Raw genomic sequence first — 17,577 nt, 5'->3', positions numbered from 1 at the left:
AACAAGGCGGTGCGACCGACCGCGACCGACGGCAATTACATCCTGCTGTGCAGGTGGCTCGGCCTGCCGAGTTTCCTGTGCAAGCTTCCCGACGGGCTGCGCGGGCCTGCCGGCCCCAGGGGCCCCGCCGGACCGGCAGGACCCGCGGGAGCCGACGGCCTGCCCGGCCCGGCAGGACCGGCGGGGGCTGACGGCCTGCCCGGCCCGGCAGGACCGGCGGGGGCTGACGGCCTACCCGGACCCGAGGGACCGGAAGGGCCTCCCGGAGCCGACGGTCTCCCAGGACCGGCGGGGGCTGACGGCCTACCCGGGCCGGCGGGAGCCGATGGCCTTCCCGGGCCCGAGGGACCCGCAGGACCTCCCGGAGCAGATGGTCTTCCCGGACCGGCAGGTCCGGCGGGACTTGACGGCCTTCCCGGACCCGAGGGACCCGCAGGACCTCCCGGAGCCGACGGCCTACCCGGACCCGCAGGACCGGCAGGGGCTGACGGCCTACCCGGACCCGCAGGCGCAGACGGTCTCCCCGGACCCGCAGGACCGGCAGGGGCTGACGGCCTACCCGGACCGGCGGGAGCCGATGGCCTGCCCGGACCCGAGGGACCCGCAGGGCCTCCCGGAGCTGACGGCCTACCCGGACCCGCAGGCGCAGACGGTCTCCCCGGGCCCGCAGGACCGGCAGGGGCTGACGGCCTTCCCGGACCCGCGGGAGCCGATGGCCTGCCCGGACCGGCAGGTCCGGCGGGACTTGACGGCCTTCCCGGACCCGAGGGACCCGCAGGACCTCCCGGAGCAGATGGTCTTCCCGGCCCGGCAGGACCGGCGGGAGCAGACGGTCTTCCCGGACCCGCAGGCGCAGACGGCCTTCCCGGACCGGCGGGACCCGCAGGTTTCCCCGGGCCCGAGGGACCGGCAGGACCTCCCGGAGCCGACGGACTCCCCGGACCGGCAGGCGCAGACGGCCCACCCGGACCGGCAGGACCCGCAGGAGCCGACGGCTTCCCCGGACCCGAGGGACCCGCAGGACCTCCCGGAGCCGACGGCCTACCCGGACCCGCAGGGGCTGACGGCCTTCCCGGACCCGAGGGACCCGCTGGGCCTCCCGGACCCGCAGGTGCAGACGGCTTCCCCGGACCCGCAGGACCTCCCGGAGCAGACGGACTCCCAGGCCCGGCAGGCGCAGACGGCCTTCCCGGATCGGCGGGAGCAGACGGCCTCCCAGGCCCGGCAGGACCCGCAGGGGCTGACGGCCTTCCCGGACCCGAGGGACCCGCAGGACCTCCCGGACCGGCAGGCGCAGACGGCCTTCCCGGACCTGAGGGACCGGCAGGACCTCCCGGACCGGCGGGAGCCGACGGCTTCCCCGGACCTGAGGGACCGGCAGGACCTCCCGGACCGGCGGGAGCCGACGGCTTCCCCGGACCCGAGGGACCCGCAGGACCTCCCGGACCCGCAGGAGCCGACGGCTTCCCCGGATCGGCAGGACCGGAGGGACCCGCAGGGCCGGAGGGACCCGCAGGCGCGGACGGTCTAGCGGGACCGGCAGGACCCGAAGGACCCGCAGGCCCGGAGGGACCCGCAGGACCCGAAGGACCCGCTGGACCGGAGGGACCGGCCGGAACCGGGGCCGGACCTACCAGCAGGCCGCTCCACACCGTCCACGTCACTCCCATCCGGGTCGTCGCGACTCCGGTGTACGGCCCCTCGGTCATCGGCATCCCGGTGATGGGAGCCCCCATCGGGATCGGCGACTCCATCGGAATCGGTAGCTCCATGGGGATCTGCACCCCCGTGAAGATCTGCTGAGATATTCGCCGGGTTTCATGGAAGCAGGCCGATCGGCGCGTCACGTCTTGAAGGGGCACTCCGGAGTTCTCCGGTAGCACGAGAAGAACACCGGAACGATCGCACAGGACATGTGAACGTCGGTTGAAAGCGAAGAGGTGCGGGGCATCGTCGCCCCGCACCTCTTCCTTCGTCCGGAGAGCCTCGTCCTCTTCCTTCCCCCGGAGAGCCGCGTCCCTTTCCTTCGTCCGGAGAGCCGCGCCCCTCCCGCCACGTTACGAAGATCCCCCGCATTCATTCTGTTTCGGGCTCGTCGTTCACGGCCACCGGGCGAAGACCCCGCCCGCCCACCCGAGAATCCCGCCGGCCCCTTCACCGACCGGCCCACCCCGCCCACCTCCCCTGCGAGATCCGCCACCTCGACGAACCGGCGGAGCGGACCCCCACACGCCTTTCCCGGTAATCCCGTGGCAGTCGTACCGATATGTCCCCTGGACAGCGACTCTCTTTCCTACAACATTGGTTGGGTATCGGTTCCGGCCACGAGTCAGGAGTTCACCGTGCCGCTCATGCAGCCCGACCCCACCTTCTATCCCTCCGCGCGCGAGGCCATGCTGGCGCCCCGGGAGGAGCTCGCCTACGTCGCCCTGCTGGACGCGTCCGGCGACGGACGGCCCGACGGGCTCGCCACGATCGACCTGTCCGACGGATCGATCGCCGATGTGCACGACATGTCCGTTCCCGGCGACGAGCTCCACCATTTCGGCTGGAACGTGTGCAGCGCGGCCCTGTGCCCGTACGCCCCGCACCCGCACGTGGAGCGGCGCTACCTGGTCCTCCCCGGCCTGCGGTCGAGCAGGATCTACATCTTCGACGTCAAGGACGATCCCCGCCGTCCCAAGCTCGTCAAGACGATCGAACCCGAGACGGTCTTCGAGAGGACCGGCTACAGCCGTCCGCACACCGTTCACTGCGGCACCGACGCCATCTACGTCAGTGCGCTGGGAAACGTGGACGGCGACGCGCCCGGCGGGGTCTTCACGCTCGACCACGACACCTTCGAGCCCAAGGGCCGCTGGGAGGCCGACCGCGGACCGCAACGGCTGCACTACGACTTCTGGTGGCACCTGGGACACGACACGATGATCACCAGTGAGTGGGGCACACCCAACCAGATCGAGCCGGGGCCGTCCTTGGAGCTGCTGGCCGGCCGCGGTTACGGTCATCGGCTGCACGTCTGGGACCTGACCAGGCGCACCCACCTCCAGGAGATCGACCTGGGCGACCGGCACCAGATGGCGCTGGAGTTGCGGCCCGCCCACGATCCCACCAGGACCTACGGCTTCGTCAACACGGTGATCGACGTCGAGGACCTGTCGTCCAACATCTTCACCTGGTACCTGGAGGACGGTGTCTGGAAGGCCCGCAAGACGATCACGATCCCGGCCGAACCGGCCGACCCCGACCTGCTGCCGGAGCCGCTCAAGCAGTTCGGCGCGGTACCGCCCCTGGTCAGCGACATCTCGCTGACCCTCGACGACCGCATCCTGCTCGTCTCGGCCTGGGGCACCGGGGAGCTCAAGGCGTACGACGTCTCCGACCCGTTCGCTCCCCGGGAGACCGGTTCGGTGCGGATCGGCGGGATCGTCCGCCGTGACGCCCACCCGGCCGCCCCCGGCCGGCCGCTCAACGGCGGCCCGCAGATGGTCGAGGCCAGCAGGGACGGGCGGCGGGTCTACTTCACCAACTCGCTCTACCGCTCCTGGGACGACGTCTTCTACCCCGACGGCGTCTCCGGCTGGATGGCGAAGGTGGACGTCGCCGAGGACGGTTCCCTCGCCCTCGACGCGGGCTTCTTCACCGACTTCGCGGCCGACGGCCGCCGCGCGCACCAGATCCGCCTTCAGGGAGGCGACTCCTCCTCCGACTCCTACTGCTTCCCCTGATCCCGCCTCCCCGGTCGTCCCCGGACTCCAGGGTCCGCGCCCTCCGGAGCCCTTCCCCCTCACTTCCTGTCCCTCCACCCGGCGCAACCCGGCCCCACTCCCCGAACCCCGACCCCCGTCCGCTTCCGGCCGCCTCCGAGCCCGTCACCGGTCCCGGCCGTCCCACCGTCCCTGTGAGGCGCAACCGATGGATCTGACCCCCCTGCTCATCGTGGCCGGGCTCGGCGCCTTCCACGGCCTGAACCCGGCCATGGGCTGGCTCTTCGCGGTCGCGCTCGGCCTGCAGGAGCGCTCGCGCGCCGGCGTGCTCCGCGCGCTCCCGCCGATCGTGCTCGGTCACGCCGCCTCGGTGCTGGCCACGCTGGGACTGGTGTCGGCCGCCCGTCTCGCCGCCCCGCCCAAGGCGGTCTCGTACGGTGTGGCGGCCCTGGTGTGCGGGTTCGGGGTATGGCGGCTGCTGAGACGCCACCATCCCCGCCGGGTGGGGATGAAGGTGAACGGGTGGCAGCTCACCGGCTGGTCGTTCCTGATGGCCACCGCCCACGGCGCGGGTCTCATGGTGCTCCCGGTCACCCTCGGCGCGGGGGGCGGGCACGAGGCGCACGCGGGCCACGCGGGGCACGGTCAGCAGGGCGGGCACGCGGGTCATCTCGCGCACGGCGATCAGGGGGCCGTCGCGCTGGCCTCGCAGAGCCTGCTCGCGACGGGGGTCCACACGGTGGCCATGCTGGTCGTGACGACCGTCCTGGCCCTGCTCGTCTACGAGCGGCTGGGGGTTTCGGTACTGCGCAGGGCGTGGTTCAACCTCGACCTCGCCTGGGCCGTCGCCCTCATCGGCGCGGGCGTCTTCGCCGCCCTGACGTGACGAAACCGAGCAGGGACGGGCCGGACGGGGACGGGCCGGACAGCACCAGGGCCGGACAGCGACGGGACCCGGCGGCACGATCTCCGGCCGGACGCGTGAACCACCCGGCGCCCCCGTACGTTCCACAGGCATGCGCCGACTGTTCCCCGCACTGCTGGCCGTCGCCGCCCTCTCGGCCTGCGCCATGTCCAAACCCAACCTGATCTCCGCGAAGGGGGTGAAGCGGCAGGACCCGCAGAACCCTCCGGTCGCGGAGACCGTACGCGGTCTGACGGCCTTCGGTCACTCGCTGTTCGCGATCGCCGCGCCCGCCCGCGCCAACGTCGTCCTGTCACCGCTGAGCATCACCCACGCGTTCGGGATGGCGAGGGCCGGAGCCACCGGAGACACCGCCGCCGAGCTCGACAGGGTCTTCGGTTTCCCCTCCGGCGGGCCGCACGTCCCGCTCAACGCGCTGACCCGGCGGATCGTCACGACCGACGACCCGCCGCCCCCGCCCGACCCCGACGAGCGAAGGGACGCGCAGGACGGCGGCCCGCCCCGGCCCCCGGTCGTGGGCATCGCGGACGGGCTGTTCGTCCAGGAGGGGCTGAGCGTCAAGCCGGACTTCCTGCGCACGCTCGCCGAGCAGTACGGCACGGGCGCGCACCAGGTGGACTTCACCGGGGACGCCACGGAGGTCATCGACGCCTGGGCCGAGGAACGGACGGCCGGGCGGATCACCAGGGTGTTCGACCGGCTGGACCCGAAGACCATGCTGGTCGTCGCGGACGCCCTCTACCTCAAGGCCGAGTGGGCGACGCCGTTCACCGACCCTCCCGAGGAGAACGCCGTCTTCACCCGTGCGGACGGGACGACCGTGCGCACCACCCTGATGCGCCGCGACGGCGATGTCCCGTACGTGGAGGGGCCCGCCTGGCAGGCCGTGGAGCTGCGCTACACCGGTGACGAGCTGGCCATGTGGGTCCTGGTGCCGCGGACCGGCGCCTCCCCGGCCGACCTGCTCTCCCCCGCGGTGCTCGCCGAGGTGTCCTCCGGCCTGCGCGCGCGGCCGGTACGGCTGGACCTGCCCCGCTGGGACTTCTCCACCGCCCTGGACCTGACGGAACCGCTCGGGACGCTGGGGCTGCGCGGCTCCGACTACTCCGGTGTCATCGACGGCGCCTCGCTCGGCCAGGCGGTCCACCGCGCCACCGTCACCGTGGACGAGTGGGGGACCGAGGCCGCGGCCGTCACCGGTCTCGCCTTCCCGGTGATGGCCATGGCTCCGCCCGAGGTGCGGGTCCGCGCCGACCGCCCGTTCGCGTTCGCGATCGTGCACCGGCCGACGCTGACCCCGCTCTTCGTCGGCCAGGTGGGAGACCCGGCCTCACGGGGGTGAGACCGGGTCTTTCCCTGCTCAGCCGGAGAAGGTCAGCAGGCCCGCGTCCACCACGGTCCGCCCGAAGACGCGGGCCTGCTCGGCCAGGCGGGCCAGCTCCTCGTCGGAGAGCGCCGCGTACGCGGGCAGTGCCAGCTCGTCGGTACGGTCCTCGATCCGCTGCCTGAGCGTCCTGCCCTCGTCGGTGAGCTCCTCCCCCCGCACCAGGCCGCGCTCGCGCAGCCTCTCGGTGGCGGCGGCCCACTCCTCCTCGGGCCATTCCCGGCTGAACTTGAGGAAGACCGTGGGGACCTGGCCCGTCGCGGCGTGCAGGACCAGCGCGTCCAGCGGGCCGACCCCCTCGGCCAGGAGGGTCGCCACGTGCGCGTCGCCGCGGAACTCGCGCAGCAGCGTCTGGGCGTGCCAGAGCTTCGGCAGCGGCTCGGACGGCCAGGGCAGCGCCGCGTGCGCGGCGAACAGCGGGCGGCCCTGGGGGTGCTCGCACGCCTCCCGCGCGGCGCGGGCGGCCAGCTCGGCGGTGTCGTCCAGGGTGTCGATCTCGTGGATCCCGGCCCGGCGCAGGGCCGCGTCGGCGGCCTCAAGACGGGCGTCGAGCATCTTCTCCGGGGTCGTCACCCGCCAGACGGCCGGGAGGTGGCCGCGGACGAGCGCGGGATGGAAGTTGTAGAAGGTCGCGATGACCAGCTCGGCGGAGGCGGCGCCGAAGGCGGCCGCGCGGGAGGCGAAGTAACCGGCGCGCCCGTCCACTCCGAGCGCGGCGTAGCGCTCGGTGGCCTCGGGAACGAAGTAGATCATCCCGTGCAGCGGCTCCAGGCGCCGCCAGGACTGACGGGCGAGCTGGACGTCGGTCATCTCATGCCTCCGAACGGTCAACGAAACGGGTCGTCGCGGCCGGTTGGAGGCCGGGGCGGCCCGACCGGCACCGGACGAGGCCGGCGACCCCGTTCCGTGTCCGCGGGCACGCTCCCGTTAACCGACCGGCCGGTATCTGGGAACCTATTCCTACCCGCCGGTAGCCGTCAACGACCGCGTGCCCCGCGAGGACCTGGCCGGAGAGGACCCGGAACCCGCACGGACAGAACCGGGAACCCCCGCCAGGACGACCGGGCCTCACACGGAAGGCGCCGGGAACCCGCACCGAGACGGCCGGACCCTCGCACGGAGCGAACCGGGAACCCGCACCCGGACGGCCGGGCCCTCGCGCCAAGGGAACCGTGAACCCGCCCGAAGGGAACCGCCCCGTCCCCGGCGTCGGGACGAGGATCAGGCGCGCGTGGTCACCAGGTCGCTGAGGCGGCGGAGGTCCTGCTGGTACTTGCGCCTGAGCGCGCGGCGCAGCAGGGGACCGCGCAGGCGGTGCAGGCCCGGAGGCCTGAACCTCAGCCGTACGGTCACCCGGCACCGGTCCTCGCCCAGCGGCACGACCGACCTGCCGCCCTCGGCGTCGATCCCCGACGTCATCCGCCAGGAGAACTCCCTGCCCGGCATCACCCCGGTCACCTGGCTGCCGGTGTGGTAGGAACGGCCGCGGAAGCTGATCGACTCGTCGGTGGTGGTGCCGGGGACGACCGGCCCCGGGGGGTCCGGCGCCATGGTGATCACGCCCGCGCGCCAGCGGGGGTCCTGGCCGAAGTCGGCGACGATCCGCCACATCTCGGCGGCGGGGCGCTCTATGTCGATCGACACCCTCAGTTCGATCACAGCTCGTACACGACCCCGGACAGCCGCTCGGACTCCGTCCAGAGCCGCCCCTGGAGGGCTTCGTCGTGCGCGCGGGCGGCGGGGCGGACCCGCCGGGGGTGGCCGCGGAACCCGCCCGCCCCGGCCGGACCGTAGTAGTCGCCGCCCCGCGCGGCGGGATCGGTGGCCGCGCGGAGACTGGGCAGGGCGCCCATCCGCGCGTTCTGCAGGACGAGGCCGCCCACGACGTCGTTGAGGGTCCGCAGCACCGGCGACATGTTCCGGCTGAGCTCGGTCCTGGACACCCCCGGATGCGCGGCCAGCGCGATCGTCCCCGCCCCCGCCGCGGCGAGCCTCCGCTGCAGCTCGTACGTGAACATCAGGTTCGCCAGCTTGGAGCGGCCGTAGGCGGTGTAGGCGTTGTAGGAGCGCTCGGCGCGCAGGTCGCCGAGGTCCATCCGGCCCTGCTGGTGGGCGATGCTGCTGACGGTGACCACGCGGGAGCCGGAGGTCTTCAGGAGGCCGCCGAGAAGCAGGCCGGTCAGGGCGAAGTGTCCCAGGTGGTTCACGCCGAACTGCAGCTCGAACCCCTCCTCGGTACGGCTCAGCGGCGGGATCATCACCCCGGCGTTGTTCACCAGGAGGTCCAGGCGCTCGTGGCGGTCGAGGAACTCCCCTGCGGCCCGGCGTACCGACTCCAGCGACGCGAGGTCGAGCCGGAGCACCTCGACCCGGACCCCGGACATCGCTCCGGCGCCGATCCGCTCCACCGCGGCGGCCGCCTTGGCGGTGTCACGGCAGGCGATCACCACCGTGGCCCCGCGCCCGGCGAGCACCCGGGCGGTCTCCAGGCCGATACCGGTGTTGGCGCCGGTCACCAGGGCGACGCGTCCTGCCTGGTCGGGGACGTCTGCCTCGGTCCAACGGTTACCGGTCATCGATCCGCCCGCTTCCATCAAGCGAAAATATCGACAAACTATACCGAATACGCATTTGTTACGAATGTTAATGAAAAGCTGTAATCATTCGGCCGTACCTCGCCGACGGTGCCGGAGGCCGGGCCCCTCGGACAACGGGCCGAGCGCCGCCACGCGACGGCCACGACCTCCCGATCACCGCGGCCCTCCGGTCACCCCGGCCCCCGATCACAGGGGCCGGCGGTCACCGGAGGGCCGACGGTGAATCCCCGTCACGGCACGGCCGGAGACGGGGAACGCACGATCACGCGGTCACGGCCGGCTCTCCGGCGCCGCGCGTGACGCCGGCACCCTCCGGGGTGTCCCTGCCCTCCGAGGTGTCCGTACCCTCCGGGGTGTCCGTGGACGCGGGGACGCGGATCGTGATGCCGCCCGGCACGACCTTGGCCTTGAGCTCGGTGACGGTCCCCTTGGCGCCGCCGTCCAGCTCGTAGGTCATGGGAGCACCGAGCTTGGCGGTGATCTTGCGCGCCCGGGTCATCCGGACGAACGGCGACTCGTCGGACCTGCCGGCGGTCATCCGGCCGAGCACCCGCGCCCACTGGATCGGCCCCTTGGCCGTGGTCACGCCGACCTCCAGCCAGCCGTCGTCGGGACGCGCGTCGTCGAACGCCTCGATCCCGCCGGTGATGGTGCCGACGTTGCCCAGCAGCAGGCAGCTCGCCTCACCCTCGAACCAGGGCACCCCGTCGATCTTGACCTCCATCGGCACGAGCTCGCCGCGGATGTGGCGCAGGCCCGTCAGGACGTAGGCGGCGCGCCCCAGGCGGTCCTTCAGCCCCCGGTCCGCGTCCTTGATCATGGCGGCGTCGAACCCGACCCCGGCCATGACGGCGAAGTGCTCGCCGTTGACGCTTCCCAGGTCCAGCTTCCTGCTGTCGCCGTGGAAGGCGATGTGCACGGCCTTGGGCAGGTCCTCGGGGATGCCGAGGTTCTGCGCGAAGAGGTTCGCCGTGCCTGCGGGCAGGATGCCGACCGTCACGCCCGAACCGGCGAGCGCGTCCACGCAGCGCTGGACCATGCCGTCGCCGCCCCACACCAGGACCAGGTCGGCGCCCTCCTTGAGGGCCTTGCGCGCCTTCTTGGGGGCCTTCTTGCTCTTGGGCACCTCGTACCAGAGCAGCTTGCCGACACCCTCGTCGGCGAGCAGCCTGCGCAACTCGTCCAGCCCTCCGCCGAACGTCTTGCGCTGATGGGCGACCACCGCGACCGTGCCGACCTTCTGCTTCCGGGGGACCATCTGACCTCCTGTAGCACCACGTCGGATACGTCCTCGGCTGCCCCCACCCCCGGGCGGCAAACATCACGCGTCCGCGGCCCCGCCCAGGCCGGGACCGGCGTCCGGGGAGACGTCCCCGGCTCCCGTCTGTCGGATCAGGTGCCGGTGCCGGTTCCGGTGTCGGGGCCCGGGTCGGCCAGGAGGCGTCTCAGCACGTCCCTCAGGAGCAGGCGGTCGTCACCGGAGAGGGCGAACAGGGACGTCGCCTGCGCATGGCCCCGGGAGCACAGCAGATCCCGCCGCCGCGCGCCCTCCTCGGTGAGCACCAGGCGCTTGACCCGCCGGTCGGAGGGGTCGGGCCGGCGCACGACCAGGCCGCGGCGTTCCAGGCCGTCGACGATGCCGGTCACGTTCGACGCCTCGCAGGAGAGCTCGTCGGCCAGCTCGCGCATCGGGACGGGGCCGCGCAGGTTGGCCAGCGCCTGCGCCTGGGCCGGGGGCAGGTCCAGCTCCGCCGCCGTCGCGTTGAACTGCGCGCGCAGCCGCCCGGCGACCCGGGAGACCAGCTGCGTCAGCTCGGTCACGAGGGGATCGGCTTCGGCGCTCACCGGCCGATCATACCTTCCCCTTCACCACATTGATTGTTGACATCCTTAAGTTCCTACCGCCGGCACGGCCGCTCTCCGGCACGCATCCGCCTCACCCCGCCCCGTCGCCGCCGGTGACACCGGCCTGGATGCCGTCGAGAAGCCAGGACAGGCCGAGGGCGAAGGCCGCGTCCCAGTCGCCCTCCACGACGAGAGGACCGTGCGAGGCGAGGGCCGGGTAGCGCTCCCGGTTGGCGCGCAGGTGTTCCCGGGCGGCGGCGCGCACGTCCTCCTGCCCACCGGCCGGCCAGGTGGCCTGCATCAGCCCGGAGCCGATGACGTAGTTGGACAGCCCGTACGCCGCGGCGGTGAGACGGGGTTCGACGACCCCGGCCTCCAGGAGCGTCGCGTACAGGAACTCGCTGCGGGCCAGCACGTTGGGGCCCAGCATGGGGCGGCTCAGCAGCGCCGCCGACCAGGGGTGCCTCAGCAGGACCGCGCGCCATCCGCCGATCAGCGCGGTGACGCCGGCCCGCCACCCCCGGCCGTCCCCGGACGGGATCCCGACCTCGGCGAAGATCGCGTCCAGGGCGAGGTCGAGGACGTCGTCCTTGGTCTTGACGTGCCAGTACAGCGTGGTGGAGCCGGTGCCGAGCCGTTCGGCCAGGCGCCGCATGGTCAGCCGGTCGGCGCCCTCGGCGTCCAGCAGGGCCACGGCCTCCTCGACGATCCGGTCCCGGCTGAGCGGCGGGGAGTCGCGCCCCCTGCGCGCGGGTGGCCGCAGCCACACCTCCCCCGCCGCTCCCGATCGGTGTGTTCCCGGTTCCGCCTTGCTCGTGTCCACGGGAGCGAGTCTAGTATGACGATCGAGCACCGGATCGTTGATCCGGGTACTGAAACACCGATCCGGTGACCGTGCGGGGCCGGACGTTCACACGAAGGAGGAGCCGTGGCGGGACACGTCGAGGTGGACCGGCTGACCCATGTGCTGCCGGACGGGCGGCTGCTCCTGCACGAGGTGTCGTTCCGCGTCGGGGAAGGGGCCAAGGCCGCCCTGGTGGGACCCAACGGCGCGGGCAAGACCACGCTGCTGCGGCTGATCGCCGGGGATCTGCGGCCGGACGACGGCCGCGTCGTCTCCTCCGGAGGCCTGGGGGTGATGCGGCAGTTCATCGGCGGCGTCCGCGACGGCCGCAGCGTGCACGACCTGCTGCTGTCGGTGGCGCCGGAGCGGGTCCGGGCCGCCGCCGGGGTCCTGGCGCGGGCGGAGGCGGCGCTGGCCGCCGTCGACGACGAACCCGCGCAACTGGCCTACGCCCAGGCCGTCGCCGACCACGCCGACGCCGGCGGCTACGACATGGAGGTCGTCTGGGACGTCTGCGCCACCGCGTCCATGGGCGTCTCCTACGACGCGATCCGCGACCGCCCGGTGACCTCCCTGTCGGGGGGCGAGCAGAAACGCCTCGTCCTGGAGGCGCTGCTGCGCGGCCCGGACGAGGTGCTGCTGCTGGACGAGCCGGACAACTACCTGGACGTGCCCGGCAAGCAGTGGCTGGAGGGGCGGCTGCGGGCCACGGGCAAGACCGTGCTGCTGGTCTCCCACGACCGCCGTCTCCTGGCCGAGGCGGCCGACCGGATCGTGACCGTGGAGGACCGCGGCGTCTGGATCCACGGCGGGGGCTTCGCCGGCTACGCCAAGGCGCGCGAGGAGCGCGTCGACCGGCTGGAGGAGCGGCTGCGCCGGTGGGAGGAGGAACACGCCCGGCTCAGGAACCTGGTGCGCACCCTGCGCCAGGGTGCGACCGGCAACGACGCGCTGGCCTCGGCCTACCGGGCCGCGCGCACCCGGCTCGGCCGCTTCGAGGAGGCCGGCCCGCCTCAGCGCCCGCCCAGGCCGCAGAACGTGCGGATCCGGCTGCGCGGCGGTCGTACCGGCAAGCGCGCCGTCGTCTGCGAGGACCTGGAGCTCACCGGCCTGATGCGTCCGTTCGGCACCGAGATCTGGTACGGCGAGCGCGTCGGGGTGCTCGGCTCCAACGGCTCGGGCAAGTCCACCTTCCTGCGGCTGCTGGAGCAGGCCGCCGACGGCGCGGTGCCCGCGCTGCCGCACGGCGGTTCGGTCCGGCTGGGAACGCGGGTGACCCCCGGCCTGTTCGTGCAGACCCACACCCGGCCTGAGCTGCACGGCCGCACCCCGGCCGAGCTGGTCATGGGCGGGCACGCGCTCACCCTGAACGAGGCGATGGCCGCCCTGGCCCGCTACGAGCTCGCCCCCGCCGGGGGCCAGCGGTTCGAGACGTTGTCGGGCGGTCAGCAGGCCCGCCTGCAGATCCTGCTGCTGGAGCTGTCCGGCGCCACCCTGCTGCTGCTCGACGAGCCCACCGACAACCTGGACCTGGCCGGCGCCGAGGCCCTGCAGCAGGGCCTGGCCTCCTTCTCCGGCACGGTGCTGGCCGTCACCCACGACCGCTGGTTCGCCGACGACCTCGACCGTTTCCTGATCTTCGGCGCCGACGGGACGGTCTACGAGAGCGACGAGCCGGTCTGGCGCGAGGGCCGGGTCGAGCGGGCGCGCTGACGTCGCGACCACGGCGGTCCAGGCGGGTCCAGCGGTCTCGGCGGTCTCGGCGGTCTCGGCGGTCTCGGCGGTCTCGGCGGTCTCGGCGGTCTCGGCGGTCTCGGCGGCCGGGAAACGACGAGATCCCGCCCGATCGAGGTGATCGGACGGGATCTCGTGAACAGCTTTCGAACCGTCTCGCGGACGGCCCGGGTGGAGCTATGGGGATTCGAACCCCAGACCTCCTCCATGCCATGGAGGCGCGCTACCAGCTGCGCCATAGCCCCTTGCGACGCAGATGAAATCCTAACCGATTCTCGGCACCCCTCGCGCCAGCATTCCGGAGACCAGGGCGACGGCGGCGGACCCGAGGGCGCTGACGGTGATGATGCCGAAGGAGATCACGTACGCGCTCCGGGCCGGGACGGAGGTGCCGGCGATGGTGATCGAGGTCAGCAGCGCGGAGGTCGCGGCGCCCGAGACGCTGCCGCCGATGGAGCGGACCAGGGAGTTGATCCCGCTGGCGATGCCGCTCTCGTTCATCGGCACGTGCTGGACGGCGAGCGCGCCCAGCGCGGCGTAGGCGATGCCGAAGCCGAGCCCCTGCACCGCGTTGGAGCCGATCAGGTGGGGCACCGAGTCGTTGAAGAAGGTGAACCAGCCGAATCCGGTGGCGCACAGGCCCGCGCCGAGGGCCAGCGAGTAGGCCGGGCCGAGCCGGGCCGACAGCCGGCCGGCCATGAAGGAGGACAGCAGCATGGTCACGGTGCTGGGCAGCGCGTAGAGGCCGACGTCGAGGACGGAGCCGCCGAAGCCGTACCCGGCGGACGGGGGCGTCTGGACGAAGCTGGAGATCAACGTGAAGGAGCCGAACATGGCGAAGCCCAGGAGCAGCGAGGCCAGGTTGGCGGGCAGGGAACGCGGGCCCACGAGCAGGTGGAGGCGGACCATCGGGGCGCGGAGCCGCAGCTGGCTGTAGACCCACGCGGCGCAGAAGGCGACCGCGCCGGCGAACAGCCCGAGGACGATCCCGGAGTCCCAGCCCCAGTCGTTGCCCTTGGAGATCGCCAGCAGCAGGCAGACCAGCCAGACCGAGAGCAGCGCCGCGCCGACGAGGTCGGGGCGGCCCCCGGTGCCGCCGCCGGTGTCGCGGGCGCTCAGCGTGATGAGGACGATCGCCGCGGCGGCGAGCCCGGCGGTGATCCAGAACACCGGGTGGTGGCTGGGGGTACGGTCGGCGATCAGGCCCGTGACGATCATGCCGAGGCTGCCGCCGACGCCCATGGTGGCGCTGACCACCCCGATGGCCGTCATGACCCTGTCGGCCGGGAAGCTGTCCTTGATCATGCCGATGGCCAGCGGGATGAGCGCCGCGGACGCGCCCTGCAGGGCCCGTCCGGCGATCAGCACGGGCAGGGAGGCCGAGAGCGCGCAGACCACCGACCCCACGACGAGCAGGCCGACGGTGAACAGGATCATCCGCTTCTTGCCGTACATGTCGCCCAGGCGCGAGAGCAGGGGCGTGGCCACCGCCGCGGCCAGCAGCGAGGCGGTGAAGACCCAGGTCACCTCGGCGACCGAGGCGCCGAAGGTGACCATCAGCCGGGGCAGCAGGGGGATGACCACGGTCTGCTGGACCGAGACGACCATCCCGGCCGCCGAGAGCGCCACCAGGGTCAGCCACAGATGCCTCCCCTGCCGCGCCGTAGCCGGTTCGGCCAGGATCGTTCCGGTCACTGCCTGCTCCCTCGCTGCCGAATGTTCGCCCCTGAAATGGTAGAGCGTCCCGGTAAACGGTTGTTTACCGGGTCATGTCACACCGCGGCGGCGTGATACGTCTATGTCCTCATGACCGTTGAGCGCTTCGAGGAGTACCGAGACCTGCTGACCGGGGTCTCCTACCGGATCCTGGGCAGCCTGACCGACGCCGAGGACGTCGTCCAGGAGGCATGGCTGCGCTGGTCGGAGGTGGACGCCTCCCTGGTGGAGAACGACCGGGCCTACCTCGTCAGGGTGGTGACGCGGCTCTCGATCGACCGGCTGCGCCGGCTCAAGGCCAGGCGGGAGTCGTACGTGGGGTCGTGGCTGCCGGAGCTGGTGGTGACCCCGGACGTGGCCGAGCACGTGGAGCTGGCGGGCTCGGTGGAGCTGGCGCTGCTCGTGGTCCTGGAGACGCTCTCGCCGCTGGAGCGGGCGGTGTTCGTGCTGCGCGAGGCGTTCGGCCTGCCGTACACGGAGATCGGCGAGGTGATCGGCCGCAGCGAGGCCGCGACCCGGCAGCTCGCCCGGCGCGGCAGGGAGCACGTGCGCGAGGGCCGGCCCAGGTTCGAGGTGGACCTCCGGCTGCGGCGCGAGCTCACCGAGCGGTTCGCCCGTGCGGCCATGGGCGGTGACCTGGGGGCGCTGGCCACGATGTTCGCCGAGAACGCGTCGCTGATCAGCGACGGCGGCGGCAAGGCCAGGGCTCCGCACCGCGTCATCAGGGGCGCGGGCAGGGTGGTGCGCTTCCTGGCCGCGATCGCCACCCCCGAGGGGTCGCGGAAGTTCATGGAGAGCGTGGGCGCCGATCCCGGCGACGGCCTGGACATGGAGATCGCGGACGTGAACGACGCGCCCGCCCTGCTGGTACGGGTGGGCGGGCGCCCTGTCACGGTGTTCTCCCTGGAGATGACGGACGGCCTGATCAGTACCGTCTTCATCGTGGCGAACCCGGACAAGCTCGTTCACCTGTGAGGCCCGCCCGCCGGGGCGATGTCACGAACCTCCACCTCCGGTGCGTCAGGTGGGCATGACACGACAGACGCGAGACATCAGCATCGTGGGCGGGGGCCTGGCCGGGCTCACCGCGGCCATCGCGTGCGCCGAGGGCGGCGCGCGGGTCACCCTTCACGAGGCCCACCGGGAACCGGGCGGCCGGGCCCGCAGCACCGGCGGCCCCTACGTCGCCAACGACGGCACCCACGTCTTCTACTCCGACGGCACGCCGTGGCGCTGGCTGGCGGCCAGGGGCCTGGTCCAGCCCTACGCCAGGCTCACCCTCGGCGCGCTGGCCAGGTCCAGGTTCCGGCACGGCGGCCGGCTCGGCGGGCCGCCGCTGTCCCTGGTGAGGGCCCTGGGCAGGCGGCGCCTGCGGGCCCCGGCCGACGAGGACTTCGCCACCTGGGGCGGCCGGCACCTCGGGCAGGAGGGGATGCGCGCCGCCTGCGGGCTGGTCGGCGTGGTCACCTACGACGGGGACCCGGGGCGGCTGTCCGCGGCGTTCGTCTGGGAGCGGGTGCTGCGGGTCGCCGCACCGAGGCCCCCGGCGCCGCGCTACGTCGTCGGCGGCTGGGGGCGGGTGATCGACCGGATGGCGATCCACGCGCGCGGCCTCGGCGTGCGGATCGAGACCGGCTCGCGGGTGGACGCGCTGCCCGAGGACACCCCGGTGATCGTGGCGACCTCCCTGGACGCGGCCAGGACCCTGCTCGGGGACGGGTCGCTGCGCTGGGAGAGCGGCAGGGCCGTCCTGCTCGACCTCGGCCTGCGCGAGAGCCGGGGTGACCTCTTCCTCGTCTCCGACCTGGACGAGGGCGGTTTCCTGGAGCGCTACACCCTGCCCGACCCCTCGCTCGCCCCCGCCGGCCACTCCCTCGTCCAGCTCCAGATGCCCATGCGGGCGGACGAGACCAAGGAGGGGGCGATCGCGCGGGCGGAGCGGGTGGCCGACCTCGGGCTGCCCGGCTGGCGGGAGCGGACGACCTGGCGGCGGGAGGCCACGTGCAACGGCCGCACCGGCGCCCTGGACCTGCCCGGGACCACCTGGCGGGACCGGCCGGCCATCGAGCGGGGGAACGGCGTCTGGCTGGCGGGCGACTCCGTGGCGGCCCCGGGTCTGCTCAGCGAGGTCTCCTCGCACAGCGCGCTGGCCGCCGCGGCCTCGGCGCTGCGGGCGGTGGGCCGGGAACCGGGCCGGGACCTGCCTCAGTCCGCCTCCGGCCGGGGGCGGCGCGCGTAGGCGCGGGCCGCGCGGGCACGGTCGCCGCAACGGGTCGAGCACCAGTGGCGGCGGCCGTACCGCAGCAGGTAGCGGGTGCAGGGGGTGGAGCCGCAGGCGGTGAGGCGCGCGGCGTCGGGACCGGTGAGCAGGTCGGCGGCGTCGGCGGCGAGGACCGCGAGGGCGTGCTCGGCGATCTGGGTGAGCGGGTGGGCGGCGGCGCGGTACAGGCCGCGGGCGGGGTCCCAGCGCAGCAGGGAGGCGGCCGGGGCGCGGGTGAGCGCGTCGTTGACGGCGTCGAGCGCCCCGGCGGGGGCGGGCAGTCCCCCGGTGACGGCGGCGAGCAGTGCCCTGACCTGCTCGCGCAGCGACCGTACCTGCGCCGCGCAGGTCTCCCCCAGCCCGGCCTCGGCCGGGGCGAGCTCGCGTTCGGCGAGCCAGTGGCCGACGGCGGCGGGGGTGGCGAGGAGGTCGGTGGACCGCCCGCCGGGCAGGGAGAGGGCGGTGTTGGCCAGGTCGAGGGCGAGGTGCCGCTCCGCACCCGGCGCGGGAGGCGGTACGGGCGTGGCGGTCACGGTCTCCTTCATGGTTCTCATGGTACGGATTG

Annotated in this window: 15 protein-coding genes and 1 tRNA gene; 7 read left to right on the top strand and 9 right to left on the bottom strand. The window is 73.3% G+C overall.

The genetic code is table 11. The features are described 5' to 3' along the window. Positions 1–325: 325 nt before the first annotated feature. From ACLQ2R_RS13025 to ACLQ2R_RS13010, 4 genes are all read left to right on the top strand, one after another. Positions 326–1,531, top strand: a complete 1,206-nt coding sequence (locus ACLQ2R_RS13025; RefSeq protein ID WP_425959731.1) for a hypothetical protein — start codon at positions 326–328, stop codon at positions 1,529–1,531. Between the two features lie 820 nt (positions 1,532–2,351). Beyond that, the gene (locus tag ACLQ2R_RS13020; RefSeq protein ID WP_425960040.1) at positions 2,352–3,728 is read left to right on the top strand and encodes a selenium-binding protein SBP56-related protein; all 1,377 of its coding nucleotides are present in this window, start codon (positions 2,352–2,354) and stop codon (positions 3,726–3,728) included. Between the two features lie 187 nt (positions 3,729–3,915). Next, positions 3,916–4,593, top strand: a complete 678-nt coding sequence (locus ACLQ2R_RS13015; protein ID WP_425959730.1) for a hypothetical protein — start codon at positions 3,916–3,918, stop codon at positions 4,591–4,593. Between the two features lie 130 nt (positions 4,594–4,723). Beyond that, positions 4,724–5,974, top strand: a complete 1,251-nt coding sequence (locus tag ACLQ2R_RS13010; RefSeq protein ID WP_425959729.1) for a serpin family protein — start codon at positions 4,724–4,726, stop codon at positions 5,972–5,974. An 18-nt stretch (positions 5,975–5,992) separates the two neighbouring features. On the opposite strand, the gene ACLQ2R_RS13005 is transcribed toward ACLQ2R_RS13010, so the two are convergent. The 6 genes from ACLQ2R_RS13005 to ACLQ2R_RS12980 all read right to left on the bottom strand — a co-directional run bounded on the left by ACLQ2R_RS13005 (position 5,993) and on the right by ACLQ2R_RS12980 (position 11,281). Next, entirely contained in the window at positions 5,993–6,826 is an 834-nt protein-coding gene (locus ACLQ2R_RS13005) for an SCO6745 family protein (protein ID WP_425959728.1), read from the bottom strand. A 411-nt stretch (positions 6,827–7,237) separates the two neighbouring features. Continuing rightward, complete coding sequence (locus tag ACLQ2R_RS13000; RefSeq protein ID WP_425959727.1) at positions 7,238–7,675, bottom strand: SRPBCC family protein; 438 nt, start codon at positions 7,673–7,675, stop codon at positions 7,238–7,240. Then, positions 7,672–8,592 (bottom strand): oxidoreductase, encoded by a 921-nt coding sequence (locus tag ACLQ2R_RS12995; RefSeq protein WP_425959726.1) that lies wholly within the window; start codon positions 8,590–8,592, stop codon positions 7,672–7,674. Before ACLQ2R_RS12995 ends, ACLQ2R_RS13000 begins: the two co-directional genes overlap by 4 nt. Before the next feature lie 283 nt (positions 8,593–8,875). Next, positions 8,876–9,871 carry a diacylglycerol/lipid kinase family protein gene (locus ACLQ2R_RS12990; RefSeq protein WP_425959725.1) on the bottom strand — a complete coding sequence of 332 codons (996 nt, stop codon included), beginning with the start codon at positions 9,869–9,871 and terminating at the stop codon, positions 8,876–8,878. A 134-nt stretch (positions 9,872–10,005) separates the two neighbouring features. Beyond that, positions 10,006–10,458 carry a MarR family winged helix-turn-helix transcriptional regulator gene (locus ACLQ2R_RS12985; protein ID WP_425959724.1) on the bottom strand — a complete coding sequence of 151 codons (453 nt, stop codon included), beginning with the start codon at positions 10,456–10,458 and terminating at the stop codon, positions 10,006–10,008. A gap of 91 nt (positions 10,459–10,549) precedes the next feature. After that, positions 10,550–11,281, bottom strand: a complete 732-nt coding sequence (locus ACLQ2R_RS12980; RefSeq protein ID WP_425959723.1) for a TetR/AcrR family transcriptional regulator — start codon at positions 11,279–11,281, stop codon at positions 10,550–10,552. A gap of 105 nt (positions 11,282–11,386) precedes the next feature. On the opposite strand from ACLQ2R_RS12980, the gene ACLQ2R_RS12975 reads away from it, so the two are divergent. Then, on the top strand, positions 11,387–13,015 hold the full coding sequence (locus tag ACLQ2R_RS12975; RefSeq protein WP_425959722.1) for an ATP-binding cassette domain-containing protein: 1,629 nt from the start codon (positions 11,387–11,389) through the stop codon (positions 13,013–13,015). 193 nt (positions 13,016–13,208) lie between these two features. On the opposite strand, the gene ACLQ2R_RS12970 is transcribed toward ACLQ2R_RS12975, so the two are convergent. Next, a tRNA-Ala gene (locus ACLQ2R_RS12970) sits at positions 13,209–13,281 on the bottom strand. A gap of 19 nt (positions 13,282–13,300) precedes the next feature. Further along, the gene (locus ACLQ2R_RS12965; protein ID WP_425959721.1) at positions 13,301–14,731 is read right to left on the bottom strand and encodes an MFS transporter; all 1,431 of its coding nucleotides are present in this window, start codon (positions 14,729–14,731) and stop codon (positions 13,301–13,303) included. Positions 14,732–14,842: 111 nt separating this feature from the next. Here ACLQ2R_RS12965 and sigJ point away from each other — a divergent pair, with 111 nt between their 5' ends. Continuing rightward, complete coding sequence (gene sigJ / locus ACLQ2R_RS12960) at positions 14,843–15,727, top strand: RNA polymerase sigma factor SigJ (RefSeq protein WP_425959720.1); 885 nt, start codon at positions 14,843–14,845, stop codon at positions 15,725–15,727. A 55-nt stretch (positions 15,728–15,782) separates the two neighbouring features. Continuing rightward, positions 15,783–16,991 (top strand): NAD(P)-binding protein, encoded by a 1,209-nt coding sequence (locus ACLQ2R_RS12955; RefSeq protein ID WP_425959719.1) that lies wholly within the window; start codon positions 15,783–15,785, stop codon positions 16,989–16,991. Here the strand turns inward: ACLQ2R_RS12955 and ACLQ2R_RS12950 are convergent. After that, entirely contained in the window at positions 16,958–17,557 is a 600-nt protein-coding gene (locus ACLQ2R_RS12950) for a CGNR zinc finger domain-containing protein (RefSeq protein WP_425959718.1), read from the bottom strand. The genes ACLQ2R_RS12955 and ACLQ2R_RS12950 overlap by 34 nt on opposite strands. Between the last annotated feature and the right edge of the window lie 20 nt (positions 17,558–17,577).

Origin of the sequence: Streptosporangium sp. DT93 (genome assembly GCF_049844535.1) — a bacterium.
Classification (GTDB): Bacteria; Actinomycetota; Actinomycetes; order Streptosporangiales; family Streptosporangiaceae; genus Streptosporangium.
This window is presented reverse-complemented; position numbering and strand designations above follow the sequence as displayed.